This is a genomic window from Kitasatospora sp. NPDC089509, assembly GCF_044749365.1.
Lineage (GTDB): Bacteria > Actinomycetota > Actinomycetes > Streptomycetales > Streptomycetaceae > Kitasatospora.
This window is the reverse complement of record NZ_JBIVHS010000025.1, coordinates 96043-118597: the sequence shown is the minus strand read 5'-3', so window position 1 is coordinate 118597 and position 22555 is coordinate 96043. Positions and strand designations below refer to the sequence as shown.

Annotated in this window: 19 protein-coding genes and 1 riboswitch; of the genes, 13 read left to right on the top strand and 6 right to left on the bottom strand. The window is 74.1% G+C overall.

The features are described from left to right. Position 1: 1 nt before the first annotated feature. Positions 2-1339: an aminotransferase class I/II-fold pyridoxal phosphate-dependent enzyme gene (locus tag ACIP4P_RS36110; protein WP_400925949.1), complete on the top strand. Its 1338-nt coding sequence runs from the start codon at positions 2-4 to the stop codon at positions 1337-1339. Positions 1340-1498: 159 nt separating this feature from the next. Then, complete coding sequence (locus ACIP4P_RS36105) at positions 1499-2719, top strand: GDSL-type esterase/lipase family protein (protein ID WP_400925884.1); 1221 nt, start codon at positions 1499-1501, stop codon at positions 2717-2719. A 58-nt stretch (positions 2720-2777) separates the two neighbouring features. Here ACIP4P_RS36105 and ACIP4P_RS36100 read toward each other — a convergent pair whose 3' ends face one another. Further along, positions 2778-4136 carry an NAD(P)/FAD-dependent oxidoreductase gene (locus ACIP4P_RS36100; protein ID WP_400925881.1) on the bottom strand — a complete coding sequence of 453 codons (1359 nt, stop codon included), beginning with the start codon at positions 4134-4136 and terminating at the stop codon, positions 2778-2780. Positions 4137-4366: 230 nt separating this feature from the next. Between ACIP4P_RS36100 and ACIP4P_RS36095 the strand changes: the two genes are divergently transcribed. From ACIP4P_RS36095 to purB, 4 genes are all read left to right on the top strand, one after another. Beyond that, a complete protein-coding gene (locus tag ACIP4P_RS36095) occupies positions 4367-5122 on the top strand; it encodes a HipA family kinase (RefSeq protein ID WP_400925878.1) in 756 nt (251 codons plus the stop codon). Next, positions 5119-5535: a DUF3037 domain-containing protein gene (locus ACIP4P_RS36090; RefSeq protein WP_400925875.1), complete on the top strand. Its 417-nt coding sequence runs from the start codon at positions 5119-5121 to the stop codon at positions 5533-5535. Before ACIP4P_RS36095 ends, ACIP4P_RS36090 begins: the two co-directional genes overlap by 4 nt. A gap of 108 nt (positions 5536-5643) precedes the next feature. Next, entirely contained in the window at positions 5644-6099 is a 456-nt protein-coding gene (locus ACIP4P_RS36085; RefSeq protein WP_350512623.1) for a MarR family transcriptional regulator, read from the top strand. A 230-nt stretch (positions 6100-6329) separates the two neighbouring features. Then, entirely contained in the window at positions 6330-7760 is a 1431-nt protein-coding gene (gene purB / locus ACIP4P_RS36080) for an adenylosuccinate lyase (protein WP_400925872.1), read from the top strand. Between the two features lie 17 nt (positions 7761-7777). Here purB and ACIP4P_RS36075 read toward each other — a convergent pair whose 3' ends face one another. Further along, entirely contained in the window at positions 7778-9541 is a 1764-nt protein-coding gene (locus ACIP4P_RS36075) for an MFS transporter (protein ID WP_400925869.1), read from the bottom strand. Between the two features lie 91 nt (positions 9542-9632). After that, a riboswitch (cyclic di-AMP (ydaO/yuaA leader) is annotated at positions 9633-9814 on the top strand. Positions 9815-9816: 2 nt separating this feature from the next. On the opposite strand from ACIP4P_RS36075, the gene ACIP4P_RS36070 reads away from it, so the two are divergent. Both ACIP4P_RS36070 and ACIP4P_RS36065 read left to right on the top strand, forming a co-directional pair. Then, entirely contained in the window at positions 9817-10431 is a 615-nt protein-coding gene (locus ACIP4P_RS36070) for a M23 family metallopeptidase (protein WP_400925866.1), read from the top strand. A gap of 381 nt (positions 10432-10812) precedes the next feature. Then, positions 10813-12348 (top strand): APC family permease, encoded by a 1536-nt coding sequence (locus tag ACIP4P_RS36065; protein ID WP_400925863.1) that lies wholly within the window; start codon positions 10813-10815, stop codon positions 12346-12348. A gap of 28 nt (positions 12349-12376) precedes the next feature. Here ACIP4P_RS36065 and ACIP4P_RS36060 read toward each other — a convergent pair whose 3' ends face one another. From ACIP4P_RS36060 to ACIP4P_RS36045, 4 genes are all read right to left on the bottom strand, one after another. Next, on the bottom strand, positions 12377-13096 hold the full coding sequence (locus ACIP4P_RS36060; RefSeq protein ID WP_400925860.1) for a DUF2470 domain-containing protein: 720 nt from the start codon (positions 13094-13096) through the stop codon (positions 12377-12379). A gap of 157 nt (positions 13097-13253) precedes the next feature. After that, entirely contained in the window at positions 13254-13673 is a 420-nt protein-coding gene (locus ACIP4P_RS36055; RefSeq protein WP_400925857.1) for a RidA family protein, read from the bottom strand. Positions 13674-13704: 31 nt separating this feature from the next. Continuing rightward, positions 13705-14454 (bottom strand): IclR family transcriptional regulator, encoded by a 750-nt coding sequence (locus ACIP4P_RS36050; RefSeq protein ID WP_350512616.1) that lies wholly within the window; start codon positions 14452-14454, stop codon positions 13705-13707. A gap of 37 nt (positions 14455-14491) precedes the next feature. Continuing rightward, positions 14492-15583: a sugar kinase gene (locus ACIP4P_RS36045; RefSeq protein WP_400925854.1), complete on the bottom strand. Its 1092-nt coding sequence runs from the start codon at positions 15581-15583 to the stop codon at positions 14492-14494. A 185-nt stretch (positions 15584-15768) separates the two neighbouring features. On the opposite strand from ACIP4P_RS36045, the gene ACIP4P_RS36040 reads away from it, so the two are divergent. From ACIP4P_RS36040 to ACIP4P_RS36020, 5 genes are all read left to right on the top strand, one after another. Next, a complete protein-coding gene (locus ACIP4P_RS36040) occupies positions 15769-17151 on the top strand; it encodes an amino acid deaminase (protein WP_400925851.1) in 1383 nt (460 codons plus the stop codon). Next, positions 17151-18782 (top strand): amidohydrolase family protein, encoded by a 1632-nt coding sequence (locus ACIP4P_RS36035; RefSeq protein ID WP_400925848.1) that lies wholly within the window; start codon positions 17151-17153, stop codon positions 18780-18782. Before ACIP4P_RS36040 ends, ACIP4P_RS36035 begins: the two co-directional genes overlap by 1 nt. Then, the gene (locus tag ACIP4P_RS36030) at positions 18779-19450 is read left to right on the top strand and encodes a bifunctional 4-hydroxy-2-oxoglutarate aldolase/2-dehydro-3-deoxy-phosphogluconate aldolase (RefSeq protein ID WP_400925846.1); all 672 of its coding nucleotides are present in this window, start codon (positions 18779-18781) and stop codon (positions 19448-19450) included. The genes ACIP4P_RS36035 and ACIP4P_RS36030 overlap by 4 nt, the downstream gene beginning before the upstream one ends. Positions 19451-19645: 195 nt before the next feature. Further along, positions 19646-21238 (top strand): alpha-amylase family glycosyl hydrolase, encoded by a 1593-nt coding sequence (locus tag ACIP4P_RS36025; protein WP_400925843.1) that lies wholly within the window; start codon positions 19646-19648, stop codon positions 21236-21238. Positions 21239-21403: 165 nt separating this feature from the next. Beyond that, positions 21404-22480, top strand: a complete 1077-nt coding sequence (locus ACIP4P_RS36020) for a hypothetical protein (protein ID WP_400925840.1) — start codon at positions 21404-21406, stop codon at positions 22478-22480. Positions 22481-22555: the final 75 nt, after the last annotated feature.

The following is a 22555-nucleotide window of genomic DNA, read 5'->3' as shown; positions in this document are numbered from 1 at the left end:
TGTGCTAGGAGACTATCCGCTGAAAGGGCGACGCGCCAGCGAAATCGCGGCCCACATCGAACAGGGCGTGAGCAGCGGGCGGCTCGCCCCCGGAACCGCGCTGCCTCCGCTGCGCGACCTCGCCGCCGAACTCGGCGTCAACCCCAACACCGTGGCCGCCGCCTACCGGCTGCTGCGCGACCGCGGCGTGATCGAGACGGCCGGCCGCAAGGGCAGCCGGATCCTGCCCCGGCCCGCACTCACCCCGCGCGACCAGATCCGCATCCCCGTCCCCGCGCACGCCCGCGACCTCGCCAGCGGCAACCCCGACCCGGCGCTGCTGCCCGACCTCGCCCCGGCCCTGGCGGCCGCCGCCGAGGCCGCCAGGGCCGAGCCGGTGCTCTACGGGCACCCGCGCCTCGACCCCGGACTGCACGAACTCGCCCGCGGCTCCTTCGAGGCCGACGGGCTGCCCGGCGGCCCGATCGCGGTCGCCTCCGGTGCGCTGGACGCCGTCGAGCGCACCCTCGGCGCCTGGCTGCGCCCCGGCGACGCGGTGGCCGTGGAGGACCCGGGCTGGGGCAGCCTGCTCGACCTGCTGCCCGCGATGGGGCTGCGGCCGGTGCCGGTCCGGCTGGACGACGAGGGGCCGCTGCCGGACGCGCTGGCCGGGGCGCTGGCCGAGGGCGCCCGCGCGGTGGTGGTCACCAGCCGGGCGCAGAACCCGACCGGTGCGGCGGTCGGCGTGGAACGGGCGGCAGAGCTGCGGGCCGTCCTGGCCGAGCACCCCGGGGTGCTGCTGATCGAGGACGACCACGGGCACGGCATGGTCGACCAGCCGTACCGGCCGCTGGTCGGCGCCGGGCCGCGGCACTGGGCGGTGGTGCGTTCGGCGGCCAAGGCCTACGGGCCGGACCTGCGGGTGGCGGTGATGGTCGGTGACGAGGAGACGGTCGGCCGGGTCTCCGGGCGGCTGCGGCTCGGCGCGGGCTGGGTCAGCCACCTGCTGCAGCGCACCGTCGTCGAGCTGTGGCGTGCCGACGCGGTGCCGGTCGCGAGCCTGGCCGCGACCTACCGGGCGCGCCGGGACGCGCTGTTGACGGAGCTGGCGGCGCGCGGCATCCAGGCGCACGGGGCGAGCGGGCTGAACGTCTGGGTGCCGGTGCCGGACGAGACCTCGGCGCTGGCGGCGCTGGTGCAGCGCGGCTGGGTGGCGGCGCCCGGAGCGCGGTACCGGATCCAGTCGCCGCCCGGGCTGCGGTTCACCGTCGCACGCCTGGACCCGGCGGACGCAACGGAACTGGCCAACGATCTGGCAGCGGTTCTGGGAACGGACGGTGTCGACACCCGGCTGGTCTGAACCCGTCGGTAACAAAGCGGGAAACCTGCTGCAGGTGCCTAGCGGTGACCGGCGCGGCCATGCCATCTTCCTTTGCGCCACCGGCCGGCGGCCCACCCTCACACCCAGGCGTCTCCCCGCCCCCGAATCGCGGGGAGACCGAGCCGCAGGAGTTCCGCCGTGCCCGAAAACGGTTCGAGCATCACCCGCAGTACCCGCTGCCCCGCCCGACGGCTGCTCGCCGCGGCCCTCGCCCTGCCGCTGACCGTGGCCGGACTGGCCGTCGCCGCGCCCGCCTCGGCGGCTCCGGCCGCTCCGGCCTCTTCGGCGGCGCGGGCGGCGGTGCCGACCGGGCCGACCGCCAGCGTCGCGCTCGGCGACAGCTACATCTCCGGCGAGGCTGGGCGCTGGCAGGGCAACTCGGCCGGCGGCAGCGCCGACCACAACGGCACCGACCGGGCCTGGAACGGGAGTTCGGCCGACCCCTCGCTGGTGTACGGCGCCACGGCGGCGAGCGGCTGCGACCGCTCCGACGTCTCCGAGGTGCTGGGCGCCTCGACCGTCGCGCAGAACCGGATCAACCTGGCCTGCTCCGGGGCCGTCACCGCGAACGTCTTCCGCGCCGCCGACGGCGGCCAGTCGCTCAAGGGCGAGGCCCCGCAGGCGGACCAACTCGCCACCGTGGCCCGGCAGAACGACGTCAAGCTGATCACCCTGTCGATCGGCGGCAACGACCTCGGCTTCTCCGGGATCATCTCCGACTGCGTGCAGGACTACCTGATCTGGAACTCGTACTGCCACGACTCCGCGCAGTCCCAGATCGACTCGCAGCTGCCGACCGCGATGGCCGGGGTCGGCAAGGCGGTCGACGAGATCCGCGCGGTGATGTCCGACGCCGGGTACGCGCAGTCGGACTACCGGCTGGTCCTGCAGTCGTACCCGTCGCCGATCCCGCGCAGCGCCGAGATGCGCTACCCGGAGAGCGGCTGGACCCGCTCGGACACCGGCGGCTGCCCGTTCTGGAACGCGGACGCCGACTGGGCCCGGGACTCCATGGTGCCCGAGATCTCCAAGGCGCTGGCCGGGGTCGCGGCGGCCAAGGGGGCGCAGTTCCTGGACCTCTCGAACATGCTGCAGGGCCGCGAGGTGTGCTCCACCGCCACCCAGCAGCCGACGGCCGGCTCCGCGCCGTCCGCGACCACCAGCGAGTGGGCGCGGTTCCTGGACGGCGGGCTCAACACCACCCAGGGCGTGCTGCAGGAGTCGATGCACCCCAACTACTACGGGCAGGCGGCGCTCGGCAGCTGCCTGAGCCAGCTGTGGGCCCGGCCGACCGGCAACTACGCGTGCGACAACACGGCCGGGCAGGACGCGAGCGGGATGTACCTGACCGCGGAGTGACCCGGACGTGCCGTCGCCCCCTCACCGACCCGGTGAGGGGGCGACGGCACGGGCGTGGTCAGCCCTTGGCGAGCAGGGACTGGGCGTGGGCGCGCACCTGATCCTTCGTCAGATAGGCGTCGGTGTACTCGAAGTCCTGCAGCCGGGCGGGCTGGCGGGCCAGGAAGCCGGTGCGGACGAAGTCGTCCCCGGCGGTCGCGTTGAGCAGCCAGTTCGCGCCCACCCGGAACTTCGCCGCATTGGTGCGCATCGCCATGATGTGGTAGCCGCGGGCCACCAACTGGGCGGGCACGCCGCGCAGTTCGATGCCGAGCGGCTTGGACACCGCGTCCTTGCCACCGAGGTCGACCACCAGGCCCAAGTCCTTGTGGTAGTACGGCTCCAGCGGCTGGCTGCGGAGCGAGGCGATCACGTTGTCCGCCACCGCGCGGCCCTGGCGGGCCGAGTGCTGGGCGGTCGGCGGGCAGACGGCTCCGTCGCCCTTGGCCAGGTCGGGGACGGCGGCCGCGTCGCCGAGCGCGAACACGCCCTCCAGCTGCGGCACCCGCATCTCCGCCGTCACCGCGATCCGGCCGCGGACCGTCTCGGCGTCCAGGGTGCCGATCAGCGGGCTGGCGGCCACGCCGGCCGTCCAGATCAGGGTGCGGCAGGGGAGTACCCGTCCGTCGGTGAACTTGACCGTCTCGGCGCCGACTTCGGCCACCGAGACGCCCAGGGACACCTCGATGCCGCGCTCGCGCAGCACCTCCAGGGCGGCGGTGCCGAGCGCGTCGCCGAGTTCGGGCATCAGCTTGGGGGCGATGTCGATCAGGTGCCACTTGATCTGGCGGGCGTCCAGGCGCGGGTAGCGGCGGGCGGCGGCGGTGGTCAGGCGCTGCAGGCAGGCGGCGGTCTCGGTGCCCGCGTAGCCGCCGCCGACCACCACGAACTGCAGCCGGGACTCGCGTTCGCGCTGGTCCAAGGTTGCCGAGGCGAGGTCGAGTTGGGCGATCACGTGGTCGCGGACGTAGGCCGCCTCGGCGAGCGTCTTCATGCCGCGGGCGTAGTCGGTGAGGCCCGGGATGTCGAAGGTGCGGGTGATGCTGCCGGGGGCGAGCACCAGGACGTCGTACTTCTGCGCGATCACCTCGTCGGTGATCTTGCGGACCACGCACACCTTGGCGGCCGGGTCCACGCCGATGGCGCCGCCGGGGACGATGTGGGTACGGCGCAGGCTGCGGCGCAGCGAGATCGCGACGGACTGGGGGGTGAGGACGCCGGCGGCGACGTGCGGCAGGAGGGGGAGGTAGAGCTGGTAGCTGAACGGCGTGACCAGCGTGATCTCGGCCTCCGAGGGCGAGAGCTTGTGTTCGAGGCGGCGGGCGCACTCCAGGCCTGCGAAGCCGCCGCCCACGATCAGGATCCGAGGTCGTTCCATCGCTCATCCCTTTGCCGTGCGGGTCGTACCGGAAGGTCCCCATTACTGTCCGCCACACTCGCACGGAGCAGCGGGGGCTGCCACCGGGGTGGGGCGCTGGGGGGAGGGGGTGAGGGAAGGGGTGCGGGTGGGGTGCGGGGCGGACGGGGAGCAGTGGTGAGAGGCCGTGGGTGACGGGGTGTGGGCCCGGTGCGCACGGGGGTGGGTGGTGCACCGATAAGCTGTCGGGCGTGCTCCCCGAGGTGACGGCGATCCGGTACGTGACGCCACTGCGAGAAGGCGGCTCGATGCCGGGCCTGGTCGAGGCCGACGACCGGCGGCTGTACGCGCTGAAATGGGTCGGCGCGGCGCAGGGCCGGAAGGCGTTGGTCGCGGAGGTGCTGGCCGGGGAACTGGGGCGGCGGCTCGGACTGCCGGTGCCCGAGTTGGTGACGGTCGACCTGGACCCGGTGCTCGCGCGCAGCGAGCCGGACCACCAGGTGCAGGACCAGATGCGGGCCAGCGGCGGGACCAACCTCGGGATGGCCTTCGTCAGCGGCGCGTTGAACTTCGATCCGCTCTGCTTCGACGTGGACTCCGAACTCGCCGGGCAGGTGCTCTGGTTCGACGCGCTGATCGGCAACGTCGACCGCTCCTGGCGCAACCCCAACCTGCTGGTGGCGACCGGCGGGCTGCGGCTGATCGACCACGGCGCGAGCCTGATCTTCCATCACAACTGGGCCGGTGCGGCCGGCTGGGTGCGCCGCCCGTACGACGCCTCCGACCACGCGCTGCTGCGCGCCCGGCCGGACCTGGCGGCGGCGGACAAGGCGCTCGCGCCGCTCGCGGAGGCGGCGATCGAGGCGGCCGTGGCGCAGATCCCCGAGGTGTGGCTGGTGGACGAGTTCGGCTTCGACTCGCCCGAGGACGTGCGCGCCGCGTACCGGGCCCAGCTGACCGAGCGACTGGCCGGTCCGCGCGACTGGCTGCCGGAGGTGTCCGGATGACCGGGCCGCTGTCGGCCGCGCTGCCGGCCGTCGTCGAGCTGCACGACTACGAGTACGCCGTGATCCGGGCGGTGCCGCGGGTCGAGCGGGGCGAGTGCGTCAACGTCGGGGTGCTGCTGTACTGCCGGCAGGCCGCCCACCTGGCGGCGCGGACCCACCTGGACCAGGCCCGGTTGCTGGCGCTGGACCCGGTGGCGGACGTGCAGGGGGTGCGCCGGGCGCTGCAGGGCATCGAGGCGGTCTGCCTGGGCGGCCCGCCGGCCGGTCCGGCGGCTTCGGACAGTCCCGGGCAGCGGTTCCGCTGGCTGACCGCGCCGCGCAGCGCGATCGTCCAGCCGGGGCCGGTGCACACCGGACTGACCGCGGACCCGGAGGCGGAGCTGCGGCGGCTGTTCGACCAGCTCGTGCTCTGACCATCGGCGCCCTGCTCGTCCCCCGATCGGGGGAGTGTGAGGCGGCTCGCGGACGGTTGCCGTGCTCAAAGCTTGAGTTGCTGAAGCACTCGGCCGTACGCTGACCCCATGGGTTCGACCTCGACGACGACCGTACCGACCAACGCCGATCTGATGGAGGCGTTGGCCGCCGTCGGCGCCGCGTACTTCCAGGACTTCGCGGCGGCCGCGGCCCGGCACGGGCTGTCCTCCTCCCAGGCCAAGGCGCTGGGCTCGGTCCAGGAGCCGGTGCCGATGCGGGCGCTGGCCGGACGGCTGGGCTGTGACGCGTCGAACGTGACCGGGATCGTGGACCGGCTGGAGACGCTGGGCCTGGCCAACCGGGAGGCGGCCGCCGGCGACCGCCGGGTGAAGATCGTGGTGATCACGGACGAGGGCCGGGAGATCCTCAACCGGATCCGCGGCGAGATGGCCCGCACCCACCAGGCCTTCGAGGCGATGACCGACGAGCAGCGGATCGCGCTGCACTCGATCTGCGGGCAGGTCCTGCCGGTGCTGGCCGGACGGGCGGGCGGCGCGCAGTAGCGGGGCCGTGTCCGGGTTCGGGCGGGGGCCGCGCGCCGGCCGAAGCGGCGGCCGTGCCCCGGCCCGGGCGGGGGCCGCGCGCCGGCCGAAGCGGCGGCCGTGCCCCGGCCCGGGCGGGGGCCGCGCGCCGGCCGAAGCGGCGGCCGTGCCCCGGCCCGAGCGGGGGCCGCGCGCAGGCCCACCCCATCCGCTGACGGTCGGCGTGACCTCGACTGTTACTCTTGCGAAGCGTGAGCGCGAAGCCCCAGATCCCCAATGTCCTGGCCTCCCGGTACGCCTCGGCGACCCTGGCCCAGCTGTGGTCCCCCGAGCACAAGGTGGTCCTTGAGCGCCATCTGTGGCTCGCCGTCCTGAAGGCCCAGCAGGACCTCGGTGTCGAGGTTCCGGCGACCGCCGTGGCCGACTACGAGCGGGTGATCGACCAGGTCGACCTCGGCTCGATCGCCGCCCGTGAGCGGATCACCCGCCACGACGTGAAGGCCCGGATCGAGGAGTTCAGCGACCTCGCCGGCCACGAGCAGATCCACAAGGGCATGACCTCCCGGGACCTGACCGAGAACGTCGAGCAACTGCAGATCCGCCAGTCGCTGGAGCACGTCCGGGACCGTACGGTCGCCGTCCTGGTGCGTCTGGCCGGCCTGTCCGCCCAGCACGCCGAGCTGGTCATGGCCGGCCGCTCGCACAACGTGGCCGCGCAGGCCACCACCCTGGGCAAGCGCTTCGCGTCGATCACCGACGAGCTGCTGGTCGCCTTCCGCCGGCTGGAGGAGCTGATCGCCCGCTACCCGCTGCGCGGGATCAAGGGCCCGGTCGGCACCGCCCAGGACATGCTGGACCTGCTCGGCGGCGACACCGAGAAGCTGGCCGAGCTGGAGCGCCGGGTCGCCGGCCACCTCGGCTTCGAGTCCGTGCTGACCAGCGTCGGCCAGGTCTACCCGCGCTCGCTGGACTTCGAGGTGCTCACCGCCCTCGTCCAGCTGGCCGCCGCGCCGTCCAGCCTGGCCAAGACCATCCGCCTGATGGCCGGCCACGAGCTGGTGACGGAGGGCTTCAAGGAGGGCCAGGTCGGCTCCTCCGCGATGCCGCACAAGATGAACACCCGCTCCTGCGAGCGCGTCAACGGCCTGGCCGTCATCCTGCGCGGTTACGCCTCGATGACCGGCGAGCTGGCCGGTGACCAGTGGAACGAGGGCGACGTCTCCTGCTCGGTGGTGCGCCGGGTCGCGCTGCCGGACGCCTTCTTCGCCTTCGACGGCCTGCTGGAGACCTTCCTGACCGTCCTGGACGAGTTCGGCGCCTTCCCGGCCGTGATCGAGGCCGAGCTGGACCGCTACCTGCCGTTCCTGGCCACCACCAAGGTGCTGATGGGCGCGGTGCGCGCGGGCGTCGGCCGGGAGACCGGGCACGAGGTCATCAAGGAGCACGCCGTCGCCTCCGCGCTGGCGATGCGCGCCGGCGCCCGGGAGAACGAGCTGCTGGACCGCCTCGCCGCCGACGAGCGGATCCCGCTGGACCGGGCCGCGCTGGACGCGCTGCTGGCCGACCGGCTGTCCTTCACCGGGGCGGCCGGGGCGCAGGTCGCCGAGGTGGTCCGCCAGGTGGAGGCCGTTGCCGCGGCCTACCCGGAGGCCGCCAAGTACGCGCCCGCCGACATCCTCTGACGTAGCGTCAGCGTCGGTCAGTCGTCCGACGAGGGCCCCGTCGCCGTTCCGGTGGCGGGGCCCTCGGGCGTCCGGGGGCGGCCCGGGTCGAGCGGCGGGGTGGTGGTGGCGCACGGCCAGTCGCAGTTCGGCTCGGCCACCGGGTGCTCCTCCTCGGGGGCGAGCACGTTGCCGCGGATGGTGGTGAAGGCGATCAGCCCGCCGCAGACCAGCAGTCCGGCGCAGATCAGCATCGCGGTGTGGAAGGCGGAGTCCACCGAGGCCGGCACCCGGTAGGCGTCGCCGCTCAGCCCGGCCAGTGCCGGGAGGGCGGCCACCGCGAGCAGGCCGGCCGCGCGGGCGGCGGCGTTGTTCACCCCGCTGGCGATGCCCGCGTGCCGCACCTCGACGGCGGCCAGCACGGTGGCGGTCAGCGGGGCGACCAGCAGCGTCATCCCGGAACCCATCACCGCGACGGCCGGCAGCACGTCCGCCCAGTAGGAGGAGCCGGGGCCGGTGCGCAGCATCAGCAGCACCCCGGCGGCGCACAGCAGCGGGCCGACGGTGAGCGGGATGCGCGGGCCGATCCGCTTGCCGAGGCGCCCGGCGCGCGCGGACAGGGTCAGCATCAGCACCGTGATCGGCACCAGCGCGAAGCCGGAGACCAGCGGGGAGAAGCCGGCGACGATCTGCAGCTGCACCACCAGCAGGAAGAACACCCCGCTGAACGCCGCGTAGACGCACAGGGTGACCAGGTTCACGGTGGTGAACAGCCGGGAGGAGAACAGCCCGAGCGGCAGCATCGGGTCGGGCGCCCGCCGCTCCACGGCCACGAAGGCCGCGCCCAGCAGCAGACCGGCCACGCCGGTGACCCAGACGGCGGGGGACAGCCCCTCCCCGGCGGCGGTGAGCGCGTAGGTGATCGCGCCGAGGGCGAGGGCGGCGAGCAGGGCGCCGGGCACGTCGAAGCGGCCGGCGGCGGACTCGTCCCGGCTCTCCGGGACGTAACGGGAGGTCACCGCGATCACGGCGGCGGCCAGCGGCAGGTTCAGCAGGAAGATCCAGCGCCAGCCGGGGCCGTCCACCAGCCAGCCGCCGAGGAAGGGGCCGACGGCCGCCGACACCCCGCCGAGGCCGGACCACAGGCCGACCGCGGCCGAGCGGTCGTCCGGGTGGAAGACGGCCTGGAGCATCGCGAGCGAGCCCGGGGTGAGCAGCGCCCCGCCGATGCCCTGGACGGCGCGGGCGGCGATCAGCACGTGGATGGTCGGGGCGGCGGCGCAGGCCGCCGAAGCGGCGGCGAACCAGACCACGCCGATCAGGAAGACCCGGCGCCGCCCGTAGCGGTCGCCGAGCGCGCCGCCGAGCAGGATCAGGCCCGCCAGGGTGAGCAGATAGGCGTTCAGGGTCCATTGCAGGGAGGCGAGGGTGGCGCCGAGGTCGGCGCCGATCCGGGGCAGGGCGACGTTCACCACGGTGCCGTCGAGCATCGCCATGCTGGAGCCGAGCACCGTTGCGAGGAGGACCCAGCGACCCTGTGCGCTGCCCAGGCGCAGGGTGCCGGCGTGAGAGGTGGCCACGGGTCGAATCCTGTGCCCACGGGGGTGTACGTGACAAGGGTCACCGGGTGGTGTGTCGGTCGGTGACGGTGGGTGCTCCTCTGGTCGCCCGGTGTTGCACTGGTCGGCGCAGGGTCGTGGATCAGTGGCGCCGGGTGAACGGATCGTGCACGGACCGTACGGCGGATCATGCGGAGGGTGACCGCGGGGGCGGGATCGGCCGCTGTTTCGAGAGATCGACATTGCTTCACCCGAACGGATGAGTTTTAGTTCAGCGACCGCCCGGCCAGCCCGGACGGATCCGCCGGGTGGAACGCCGAGTCCTGCCGCTGCCCGGTGGCTCGCAACGAACTCTGTACGGCAGGAGCGGGGGACCCACAGGTAAGTCGCCGGACCGGAGTTCGCGCTTTCACAGCGCGGACCACCAGGACCGGCTCGGGGTGAAGCCGCGCATGCGGCCGGGCAACTCCAGCCCGAACCCGACAGCTCACCTCGCAGGCGTCGGAGAGGAAAATTCCATGCCTGCACAGGCTCGTCGTATCGCCCTGCCCCGTGCCGCCCGCATCGGCATCGCCGCCGCCGTCACCGGCGTCTCGTTCGTCCTGCCGCTCGTGACCGCGATGAACGCCCAGGCGACCAGCACCCCGGCCGCCGTCGTCGTGGCCGCCCCGGCCGCTGTCGCCCCGGCCGCTGCTCCGGCCGCGGTCGTCCCGGCCGCCGTCACCTCCGGCTACGTCGCCCCGCTCGCCGCCCCGGTGCTGGGCGAGGCCTACGGGGTGGCGGGCGCCATGTGGGCCTCCGGCCACCACACCGGCCAGGACTTCGTCTGCTCCACCGGCACCCCGCTGCGCGCCGTCGCCAACGGGGTCGTGGTGAAGGCCGCCTACGACGGCGCCTACGGCAACGAGGTCGAGCTCAAGCTCGCCGACGGCAAGTACGCGCAGTACGCGCACCTCTCCTCGATCGGTGTGAAGGTCGGTCAGTCCGTCGCCGCCGGTCAGCAGCTCGGCTACTCCGGTGCGACCGGCAACGTGACCGGCCCGCACCTGCACTTCGAGGTCCGGACCGGTCCGGACTACGGCTCGGACATCAACCCGGTCAGCTACCTGCGCGCGCACGGCGTCGCGCTCTGAACCACCGGCTCCCGCCGGGATTCCTGAACCACCGCTGGTGCGGGGCGAATCGACCACCCGGGATGGTCATGTCGGGTGACCGCTCGACCGGGTGATCGCCGCACCGGTGGATCTGGGCGCGGGTCACGCCCACGGCCGGCCCCGGCCGTACGAGAACTCTCGTGCGGCCGGGGCCGGCCACCGTCGTGTCCGGAGTCCTCGTCGGCTCCGGCGTCCCCGGCGCTTCCGGACCGCGTTCGACGGCTCGAACGCGGCGTCAACTCCGCCGGTTCTTCGGATGATCTGCGGTTCCGTGGGCCGTGCCCCGCCGCGCGATCCTGTCCGCAGTCAGCGCCCGGCCGGTCCGACGGGCGGGCGCGCCCGGGTGGACGAGGAGGCCGGATGACCGTCCGGAGCGGGGACGCGGTCGGGCCGCGGGTCGGGTCGGACGGGGTCGACCGGCTGAAGGCGGACTCGGTCGGTCTGCCGGGCGTGGTGTTCATGGCGGTCGCCACCGCCGCCCCGATCACCGCGATGACCGGGAACCTGCCGATCATCATCGGGCAGGGCAACGGGGCCGGGGCGCCCGCCGCGTACGTCCTGGCGACCGTGGTGCTCACGGTCTTCTCGGTCGGGTACGTGGCGATGGCCCGGCACATCACGGCCGCCGGGGCGTTCTACGGGTACGTCTCGCACGGGCTGGGCCGGGTGGCCGGGATGGCGTCGGGGCTGCTCGCGCTGCTGGCGTACATCGTCTTCGAGGCCTCGGTCATCGGCTTCTTCGCCTACTCGCTGCGCGGGCTGGTCCGTTCGCAGGCGGGCGTGGACCTCGACTGGGGCTGGTACGCGCTGGTCGGGCTGACGGTGATCGGGGTGACGGCCTGGTTCGACCTGCATCTGACGGCGAAGGTGCTCGGGGTGGCGCTGCTGCTGGAGATCGCGGTGCTGGGCGCGGTCTCGCTGGCCGTGCTGGCCGCCGGCGGCGGGCCGGACGGAATCGTGCTCGGGGCCGTGAGTCCGCTGAACGGGCTGAAGGGAGTGGGCAGTTCGGGCACGGCGGCGGCCGGGGTGGGCCTGGTCTTCGCGTTCTGCTCCTGGGTGGGCTTCGAGTCGACCGCGATGTACGGGGAGGAGTCGCGCGACCCGAAGCGGGTGGTGCCGCGGGCGACCATGGTGTCGGTGGTCGGGATCGGCCTGTTCTACGTGTTCGTCTCCTGGATGATCCTGTCCGGCAACGGAGTCGGGCACGCCGTCGCGGTGGCGGGCGGTGCGGTGCCGGGCAAGGACGGGAACAGCCTGTTCTTCGATCCGCTGGGCGAGCACCTCGGGGCCTGGGCGGTCACGGTGTTCCAATGGCTGGTCGTCACCGGCTCGTTCGCCTGCGCGATGGCCTTCCACCAGTGCGCCGCACGGTACTTGTACGCGATCGGGCGGGAGGGGCTGCTGCACCCGGCGCTCGGCCGGACCCATCCGCGGCACGGCTCGCCGTACGTCGCCTCGGTCGTGCAGTCGGCGGTCGCGGCCGGGCTGGTGCTGGCGTTCCTGCTGGCCGGGATGGATCCGTACGTCCATCTGTACACGCTGCTGGCGCTGTTGGGGACGATGGCGATCCTGGTGGTGCAGACGCTGTGCTCCTTCGCGGTGGTCGGGTACTTCCACGTGCAGCGGCGGCACCCGGAGACCGCGCACTGGTTCCGCACCCTGCTCGCTCCGCTGGTCGGCGGGGTGGCGATGGGCGCGGTGGTGGCGCTGCTGGTGGCCGACCGGGGGGCGGTGGCCGGGGCGGCGGCGGGCACCCTGGTGTTCCGGCTGATCCCGTACCTGGTGATCGGGGTGTTCCTGGTCGGGATCGGAACGGCCTTGGTGCTGCGACGGGTTCGGCCGGAGCTGTACGCGCGGATGGGGCGGATCGTGCTGGAGGACGCGGTGGAGCGCTGAGCGGGGCGGTGCCGGGTGGGCGGCGGGCTCAGTGCCGGTGGGCGGGCAGGCCGTGCTCGGCGGCGCTCAGCAGGGCGTGCATCCGGTGGCCGAAGTCCTCGGTGTCGCAGGCGGGTTCGGGGAAGACCAGGCGGACGTCGCGGTGGCCGTGCGGGTGGTCCAGGCGCAGGACCAGGCCGTGCCGGTCCAGGGCCAGCGGGCGCACCTCCGGGTTGCCGGCGAGCAGGGCCGGGTCGAGCAGCCGGGTGAGCAGGTCGAGGGCGTCGGCGTGGTCGTCGGCCAGGTGGGTGAGCAGGGCGGCCTCGTGCCGGGCCAGCGGGTCGGGGACGGCGTGGGCGAGGTCCTCGGCGGTGAGCGCGCTGGTGCCGTACGGGGTGGACAGGACGGCGTGGGCGACGTCCACCCGCAGGTGCACGCCGAGGCCGTCGTCGGCGAGGTGGGCCAGGTGCAGCCGGCCGGCCAGGGTGAGCCGGGCGCGGACGCGGTGGCGCACGGCGACGGGGGAGACGTCGGTGACGTCGAGGACGACGGCCAGGCCGTCGGTGGCACCGGCGGCGGCCGTGGTGAGCGGGGCGTCCAGCGGGAGGCACAGGCGCAGCCGGGAGCCGTGGACGGAGACGGGGGCGTCCAGGTCGTGGCGCTCGCCGAGGGCGCGGACGGTGAGCGAGGAGGTCGCGCTGAGCAGGCTGTGGACCCGGTCGGCGGTGGTGGGCTCGGGCACCTCGGTGTCGCCGGTGGGGTGGCTCATGGGCGGACCTCCTGTTGGTTAGGTGAGGCTAACCTAATGTCCGCGCGAGGGTGTGGCAAGTACGGGGAGCGGGGTGCGGCGTGTACGGGGTGCGGCGGGTGCGGCGAGGGCCCGGACGCGCGGTGGCGTCCGGGCCCTCGTGGCACCCGGCGGTGGGTCAGGCGACCACGGCCTGGGCGTCGATCTCCACCAGCATCGGCTCCTGCGGCAGCTCGACGAAGATCGTGGTGCGGCACGGCTTCACCCCGCCGGGCTTGATGTTCTCGTCGATGAACTCGGCGTAGACCTCGTTCATCAGCGGGAAGTCCGCGCGCTTGGTGAGGTAGACCCGGAACATCACCACGTCCTCGATGGTGGCGCCGCTGGCCTCAACGATGGCCTTGACGTTCTCCAGGGTGCGGCGGGTCTGGGCCTTCACGTCGCCGTGGTGGAGGTACTCGCCGGTCGCCGGGTCCTGCGGGCCCTGGCCGGAGACCTGGAGGATCGGGCCCTTGCGGACGCCCTGGGAGAACATCCAGGCCGGGGCCGGGGCGCCGTCGGTGCGGATCTCGATCTTGTCGGACTTGTCGGAGGACATCGGGTTCCTTCGGTGCGTGGTTGACGGTGGGTCAGTTGTGCTCGGGGCGGCCGCAGTCGGCCGAGACGGCGCGGGTGGTGGCGAGCAGCTGCGGGAGGAGGTCCAGCACCTGCTCGTACGGGAGGAGGACGTCGGGCACGGAGATCGAGGCGGCGGCGATCACCCGGCCGCTGGCGTCCCGGATCGGGGCGGCGACGCAGTTGATGAAGGCCTCGTGCTCGGCGTGGTCCTGCGCCCAGCCCTGGGCGGCGACCTTCTCCAGCTCGGCGAGCAGCGCCTCGGGGGTGGTGAGGGTGCGTTCGGTGTGCGGGGTGAAGTCGATCCCGGCCACCACCCGGCGCCGCTCGGGCAGCGGGAGGTCGGCCAGCAGCACCTTGGAGACCGCGGCGCTGTGCAGGGCGGCCCGCAGACCGATCCGGGAGTACATCCTGACCGGGTGGCGGGAGTCGTACTTGTCGATGTAGACCACCTCACCGCCCTCGTAGGCCGCCAGGTGCACGGTCTGGCCGGTGGCGGAGTTCAGCTCGGCGAGGTGCGGGGCGGCGATCCGGCGGATGCCGCGCTGCTCCAGGGCCAGGCCGGAGAGGGCGAACAGGCCCGCGCCGAGGTGGTAGCGGTAGGCCGCGTCGCGGTAGACGAACCGTTCCTCCTCCAGGCTCTGGAGCAGCCGGAGCACGGTGGTCTTGTGCACGCCGAGGACCTCGGCCAGCTGGTCGAGGGAGCGCTCGCCCTCGCCGAGCTGGGCGAGGATGCGCAGGGCGCGGGTGACGGTCTGGCTCATCGGCCTCTGGCTCCGGTCGGGTGGCTGGGGTGGCGGCTCATTCTGCCCGGGCCGGGGTGGTCGGAGCGGGCAGGGCCGGGGAGGTGATGCCCCGGGCGGTGACCCGGGTGGCCGCCCAGTCGGCGGGGGAGGCGTCCAGCAGGGCGGTGACCACCGGGGCGGGCGGCAGCTCGGCCTGGTCGCCGGGGGCGGTCAGCGCGCAGGCCGCGCCCAGGTGCCCGAGCCGCAGCCGGCGGCGCTGGTCCAGGCCGTGCAGGGTGCCGGCCAGGTACCCGGCGGCGAAGGCGTCGCCCGCGCCGGTGGCCTCGACCACGTCGACGGTCAGCGCCGGTTCGGCGACCGCCGTGCCGTCCCGCCCCAGGGCGGTGACCACCCGGGCGGCGTCCTTGACCACCACCGTCGCGGGGGAGGGGAAGCGGCGGCGCAGTTCGGCCGGGTCACCGGTGCCGAAAGCGGCCTCGGCCTCGTCGGCGCCGAGCAGCAGCAGGTCGGCGGCGTCCAGCAGGGGCGGCAGCACGGCCGGGTCGCGGTCCCGCCAGAGCGCGGGGCGCCAGTTGAGGTCGAAGCTGACCAGCCGCCCCGGGCGGCGGTCGGCGAGCAGGGCGCGGAGCAGTTCCAGGCAGCCGTCGGAGAGCGCCGCGGTGATGCCGGACAGGTGCAGCAGCCGGGCGCCCGCCAGCAGTCGGGCGGCGGCCGGGTCGGCGAGCAGGGCGGGGGAGAGCGCGGCGGCCGCGGAGCCGCGCCGGTGGTAGTGCAGCCGGCTGCGCCCGGGGCCGAGGTCGTGCCGGTGGCCGGTGGCGCCGCCGACCTCCTTGAGGTAGAGGCCGGTCGGGCGGTGCGGGTCGACGGTGACGCCGGAGACGTCCACGCCGCGGGCGGCGACCTCGGCGAGCAGGCGGCGGCCGAAGCCGTCGTCGCCGACCCGGCTGAGCCAGGCGGTCGGCACGCCGAGCGCCGCCAGTGCCCCGGCCACGTTGGACTCGGCGCCGCCGACGGACAGCCGGAAGTTCTCCACGGCCTCCAGCGGCCCCGGGCGGTCGGGCAGCAGGACGGCCATCGACTCGCCCACGCACACGGCCGTCGGGGGAGGACCGGGGCGGGTCGGCCCCGGGTTGTCCGGTCGCGGCATCTGCTGGGCTCCTCGTCTGCGGTGGCCGGCTGTCGACCCTTGACGGTGGTTCGACTCCGTTGGCGGTTCGACCCCGTTGCCGGTTCGACTCCGTTGACCGTGATCCGGCGCCGATGCTAGAACCGTGGTGCCAGCATGTGCAACCCTCGTTGCATATGTTGCAACACGGCGGATGGAGGAAGACGGTGGAGCAGACCTTCGCAAGCGGCGACGGTTCGGCGGGCGACGGCTCGGCGCGTGGTGGTTCTACGGGGAGCGATTCGACGGGCGGTGCCGCCTTCGCGAGCGCCGCGGCCGGACCGGGGATCGCCGAGGGCGCGGTGGCGGCGCTGGCCGACGAGACCCTCGACTGGCGCTTCAAGGCCGCCCCGCCGGAGAGTTGGGGGCGCACCGTCCGCGAATGGCTGGCCACCGGGCCGACCCTCTCCGGGCTCGGCACCCCGTTGCTCACCCTCGACGGCGCCGCGCTCGACCACAACGTCCGCACCATGGCCGACTGGTGCGCCAAGGCGGGCGTCGCACTCGCCCCGCACGGCAAGACCACCATGGCGCCCGAGCTCTGGCGGGCCCAACTCGCGGCCGGCAGCCACGGCATCACCCTCGCCAACCTGCCGCAGGTGCGGGTCGCCCGCGCCTTCGGCGTCCAGCGGATCCTGCTCGCCAACACCCTGCTCGACCCGGCCGGACTGGCCTGGCTGGCCGCCGAACTGGCCGCCGACCCGGGTTTCGCCTTCCTCTGCTGGACCGACTCCACCGAGGGCGTACGGCTGATGGACGAGGCGCTGCGCGCCGCCGGGGCCGAACGGCCGGTCGAGGTGCTGGTCGAACTCGGCGGCCCCGGCGGCCGGACCGGTGCGCGCGGCGTGGACGCGGCCGTCGAGATCGCCGCCGCCGTGCTGCGCGCGCCCACCCTGCGGCTGGCCGGCGTCGGCGGCTACGAGGGCGCCCTCGCCCATGACGCCACCGCCCAGGGGCTGGCCACCGTCCGGAGCTACCTCCGGGCGCTCGGCGAACTGCACGGGCGGCTGGCCGGCTCCTACCCCGACGGCGTGCCGCCCGTGGTGTCGGCCGGTGGCAGCGCCTACTTCGACCTGGTGGTCGAGGAGTTGGCCGCGCTGCCGGAGGCACTGGTGGTGCTGCGTTCGGGGGCGTACATCGCCCACGACGACGGGTTCTACCGGGGCATCTCGCCGCTCGTCCGCGGCGCCGGCGGGGCGCCCTTTCGCGGCGCGCTGCACGGTTGGGCCCGGGTGGTCTCCCGGCCGGAGCCGCACCTGGCGCTGCTGGACGCGGGCAAGCGCGACCTGCCCTTCGACGAGGGCCTGCCCGAGCCCCAACTGGTACGCGGCGGAGCCGAGTTGATCGGGACGCCGGCCCGGGTCACCGCGCTCAACGACCAGCACGCCTTCCTGCGCGAGGCGGGCGACCTGGCGCCGCTCGGCGCGGTGCTGCGGCTCGGCGTCTCCCACCCGTGCACCGCCTTCGACAAGTGGACGGCGATCCCGGTGCTGGACTCCGCGGACGCGGCCGAGCCGAAGGTCACCGGCCTGGTCAGGACGTTCTTCTGATGACCGGGAGACCGGCGCCGTCGACCACCGTCTTCAAGGGGGCGACGGTGGTCGACGGCACCGGCGCCGAGCGCTACCGGGCGGACGTGCGGATCGCCGACGGGCTGATCGCCGAGATCACCGAGCCCGGTGGCGGAGCGGGCGGCGCGACGGAGGTGGACGCCGACGGGCTGGTGCTCGCCCCCGGCTTCATCGACATGCACGCCCACTCCGACCTCGCCCTGCTGCTCGAACCCGAGCACCCGGCCAAGGTCACCCAGGGCGTCACCTGCGAGGTCCTCGGCCAGGACGGCCTGTCCTACGCCCCGGTCGACGACACCACCCTGCCCGCGCTGCGCCGCCAACTGGCCGGCTGGAACGGCGATCCGGCGGACTTCGACTGGGACTGGCGGGACGTGGCCGGCTACCTGGACCGGATCGACCGCACCCGGGTCGCCGTCAACGCCTGCTACCTGGTCCCGCACGGCTCGCTGCGGATGCTCGCCATGGGCTGGCGGAACCGCCCGCCCACCCCGGCCGAACTCGACCGGATGCGCCAGGTGTTGGCGCAGAGCCTGCTGCACGGGGCGGTCGGCATGTCCAGCGGCCTCAGCTACACCCCCGGGATGTACGCGGACACCGCCGAGCTGGTCGAGCTGTGCACCGTGGTCGCGGCCTACGGCGGCTTCCACGCCCCACACCAACGCTCGTACGGCAAGGGTGCGTTGGAGGGCTACGCGGAGATGGTGGAGATAGCCCGACGGTCCGGCTGCGCGCTGCACCTGACCCACGCCACGATGAACTTCGGCGTCAACCGGGGTCGGGCCGGCGAGCTGCTGGCGCTGGTCGACCGGGCGCTCGCGGACGGAGTCGACCTCACCCTGGACAGCTACCCCTACCTGCCCGGCTCCACCACCCTGGCCGCCCTGCTGCCGAGTTGGGCCACCGAGGGCGGACCGGACGCGACGCTCGCCCGGCTCGCCGACCCGGCGGACCGCGAACGGATCCGCACCGCCATGGAGGAGCAGGGCAGCGACGGCTGCCACGGCGTGGTCGCCGACTGGGCCACCGTCCAGATCTCCGGCGTCCGTTCGGCGGAGCTCGCGGGGGCGGTCGGCCGGACCGTCGCCGAACTCGCCGCCGAGCGGGGGAGCGGCGGGACGGAGGTCTTCCTCGACCTGCTGCGCCGGGACGAGTTGGCCACCACCATCCTCCAGCACGTCGGGCACGAGGAGAACGTCCGGGCGGTGATGCGCCACCGCGCCCACACCGTCGGCAGCGACGGACTGCTGGTCGGGGCCCGGCCGCACCCGCGGGCCTGGGGCACCTTCCCGCGCTACCTGGGCCACTACAGCCGGGAGTTGGGGGTGCTCACACTGGAGGAGACGATCGCCCGGATGACCGGTCGGCCCGCCGCCCGGCTGGGGCTGGACCGGCGCGGCCGGATCGCCCCCGGCCACCACGCCGACCTGGTGCTCCTCGACCCCGAACGGGTCCGGGACGCCGCCACCTTCGAGCAACCCCGGCTGCCCGCCGAGGGGATCGAGTACGTGTACGTCAACGGCACCGCCGTCGTCCGGCAGGGTCGCACCACCGGCGCCCGGCCGGGGCGCGCCCTGCGCCGCACCGACCGAGGGACTCTGGCCCGATGACCGAGACAGTTGAGACAGCCGAGACGGCCGAGACGGCCGGTACGGCCGACCTCTCCGACCTGTGGGACGACCCGGTGATCGCGGTGGTCCGCGCGCCCCGGATCCCGGATGCCGCCGCACTGTGCGCCGCACTCGCCGAGGGCGGCATCAGGTTCACCGAATTCACCTACACCACACCGAATGTGACGGACCATCTGGAGATCGCGGCCGCGGCCGGGTGGCGGGTCGGGGTCGGCACGGTGCTCACCGCCGAGCAGGCCGAGCGCGGGATCGACGCCGGGGCGTCCTTCCTGGTCACCCCCGGCTGTCGGCCCGAGGTCGCGGAGGTCGGACGGGCCCGCGGGGTGCCGGTGGTGCTGGGGGCGCTCACCCCGACCGAGGTGGCCCGGGCGGTCGACCTGGGCGCCGCGGCCGTCAAGATCTTCCCGGCCCGGTCCTTCGGCCCCGGCTACTTCAAGGACCTGCGTGGCCCGTACCCGGACGTGCCGCTGGTGGCCTCGGGCGGGGTGAACGCGGGCAACGCGGCCGAGTTCCTGGCCCAGGGGGCGCTCGCGGTGTGCGCGGGGACGGACGTGGTGCCGCCGGCGGCGGTGGAGGCGGGGGACTGGGCGGAGATCACCCGGCGGGCGCGGGTGTTCACCCGGGCCTGTGCGGCGGGGGCGGCGTAACGGGCGGGGCAGGGTCGGGCGGGGCGGGGTGCGCGGGTCGGGCGGCGGTTCCGTGAAGGTGTGAGGCGGGCTGTCGGGACGGCCGGGATTGGACGAGAATCGGTGGCACCCGGCTCGGCCCGGCCCCTCGGCACTCGGCCCGGCCCGGCCGCTCGGCCCGTACGGCTCCCGGAACCGGCAGGAGGACCCGCCCCCATGACCTCGACCCGCCCCGGCCCCGACTGGCTGGCCGACGCCGTCCTGTACCAGATCTACCCGCAGAGCTTCGCGGACTCCGACGGCGACGGCATCGGCGACTTCGCCGGCATCACCGAGCACCTCGACCACCTCTCCTGGCTGGGCGTGGACACCGTCTGGCTGAACCCCTGTTTCGCCTCTCCCTTCCGCGACGCCGGGTACGACGTCACCGACTACCTCACCCCGGCGCCGCGCTACGGCCGCACCGAGGACCTGGTCGCCCTGGTCGAGGCCGCCCGCCGCAAGGGCATCCGGATCCTGCTGGACCTGGTCGCCGGGCACACCTCCGACCGACACCCCTGGTTCCTGGCCGCCGCCGAGGATCCGTCCGACCACCGCTACATCTGGTCCGACCGGCCGGTGGAGGGCTTCGTCGCCTCGCCCGGGAGCCGTCCGGGCTGGCACCGGCCGAACTTCTTCGACTGCCAGCCCGCCCTCAATTTCGGCTACGCGCGCAGCAGTTCGGCGGAGCCCTGGCGCCAGCCGGTGGACGCCGAGGGTCCGCGCGCCAACCGGGCGGCGCTGCGCGGGATCATGGCGCACTGGCTGGGCCTCGGCGTGGCCGGGTTCCGGGTGGACATGGCGTACTCGCTGGTCAAGGACGACCCGGGCCGGGTCGAGACCGCCAAGCTCTGGACCGGACTGCGCGACTGGCTGGACCGGACCCACCCGCAGGCCGCGCTGTTGGCCGAGTGGGGCGAGCCGGCCGCCGCGGTCGCCGCCGGCTTCCACGCGGACTTCTTCCTGCACTTCGGCGGGGAGGACCACGGGCTCCCTCTGCGATCCCTGTGGAACAACGGCGGCGGGACGGTGGAGGAGTTCTGGCACCAGGGGCCGTGCTACTTCGAGGCGGAGGGGCGCGGCACCCCGCAGACCTTCCTGGACGCCTGGCGCTCCGCCGCCGAACTCACCGAGGGCGCCGGGCACATCGTGCTGCCCACCGCCAACCACGACTTCTCCCGGCTCGCCACCGGCCCGCGCACGGGTGCGCAACTCGCCCCGGCCTTCGCCTTCCTGCTCACCTGGCCGACCCTGCCCGCGGTGTACTACGGCGACGAGATCGGGATGCGCTACCTGCCCGGGCTGCCGGACGTCGAGGGCAGCGTGCTCGGACCGCGCTTCAACCGGGCGGGCTCGCGGACCCCGATGCAGTGGGCGCCGGGCCCCTCGGCCGGGTTCTCCACCGCGCCGCCCGAGCGCTGCTACCTGCCGCCGGACCCGGACCCGCACCGGCCCGACGTGCTCTCCCAGCGCGCCGATCCGACCTCGCTGCTGCACACCGTCCGGCGGTTGATCGTGCTGCGCCGCGCCCATCCGGGGCTGGGCGCGTCCGGCGGGGTGGAGGTGCGGCAGGCCGGGTACCCGCTGGTGTACACGCGCTCCGGCCGGTACCTGGTGGCGGTGAACCCGCGCCGGGAGCCGGGGGCGGTCCGGCTGGCGGAGGGGCTCGGCGGGGGCGCGGTGCGGCCGCTGGAGGTGCAGGGCGTGCGGGTGGTGGACGGCGAGCTGCGGGCGGACGGCTTCTCGTACGGGGTGTTCGAGCTGGGCTGAACCCACGGGTCGTACCCCGGGGCGTGACGGGGGTGGGGCTCGGGGCCCGGCTTCCGATCACTGTCGGACAGTTGTAAGCTACATCCATAGACGGTTGCATTTGCCACCTGTATTGGTTGTATTTGCCACCTTCAAGAAGAGCTTTCGGAGGACGGTACGAACGCCATGAGCACACCCCAGACCCCCGCCGCAGCGCCCACCCCGGGGCACTCGCTCAAGCACCTCGCCGTCCACCTGATCACCCCGCTGCTGATGTGCCTCGGCATGGCGCTCGCCTACCAGGGCGCCTTCCACCAGCCGGAGCCCCACCACCTCAAGGTCGCCGTCGTCGGCACCGGCGCCCAGGCGCAGGGCCTGGCGCAGGCCGTCCAGGAGAAGGCCGGCGCCGCGCTGGACGTCCGGAGCGTCCCCGACCGGGCCACCGCCGAGCGGCAACTGCGCGACCGCGACCTGGTCGGCGCCTTCGTCCCGGACGCCAAGAGCCCCGAACTGATCGTCGCCAAGGGCAACTCGGACACCTCGGTGGTGGCCGCGACGGCGGTGTTCACCAACGTCACCGACCGGCAGGGCGTGCCGCTGCACGTCACCGACCTCACCACCCCCGCCAAGGGCGACCCGACCGGCCAGGGCCTGTTCTTCCTGCTGGTCGCGCTGAGCATCGGCTCCTACGCCAGCGTCGCGGCGATCGGCGCCGCCGGGGCCGGCCTGTCCATGCGGATCCGGGCGCTGACCGGGGTGGCGGTCTCGCTGGTGGTCAGCGTGATCGGGATCGTCACCGCCGGGCCGGTCTTCCACGTCGTCGACCACTCCTACGCCGCGATCTGGGCGCTCGGCTGGCTCTACTCCGCGGGCATCGTGCTGATCGGCATCGGTCTGCACAGCTTCCTGAAGAAGTGGACCACGCTGGCGCTGATGGTGCTGTTCGTGATGCTGAACTTCACCTCCTCCGGCGGCATCTACCGGCCGGAGCTGCAGAACGGCTTCTTCGGCGGCCTGCACGGCTTCTGGACCGGCGCCGGCTACCTGGAGGGCGCGCGCAGCATCCTCTACTTCGACGGCGGTGCCGGCCTCGGCGGCCACCTGCTCACCCTGCTGGTCTGGCTGCTGCTGGGCGGGGCGGCCCTGGTCGCCGCGGCGATGTACGAGGGTCGCGGACGCCGCCGGGTCGAGATGCCGATCGAGACGCCGGTCGAGTCGTCGGTCGAGGCCGAGGAGGAGATGGAGGAGGCGGTCGCGGTCTGAGGACCGTGCGCCGCAAGGGACTTCACCCGGTACGAGGGCATCGGCACCGGGTGGGGATCGGCGGCCCGCGCCCGG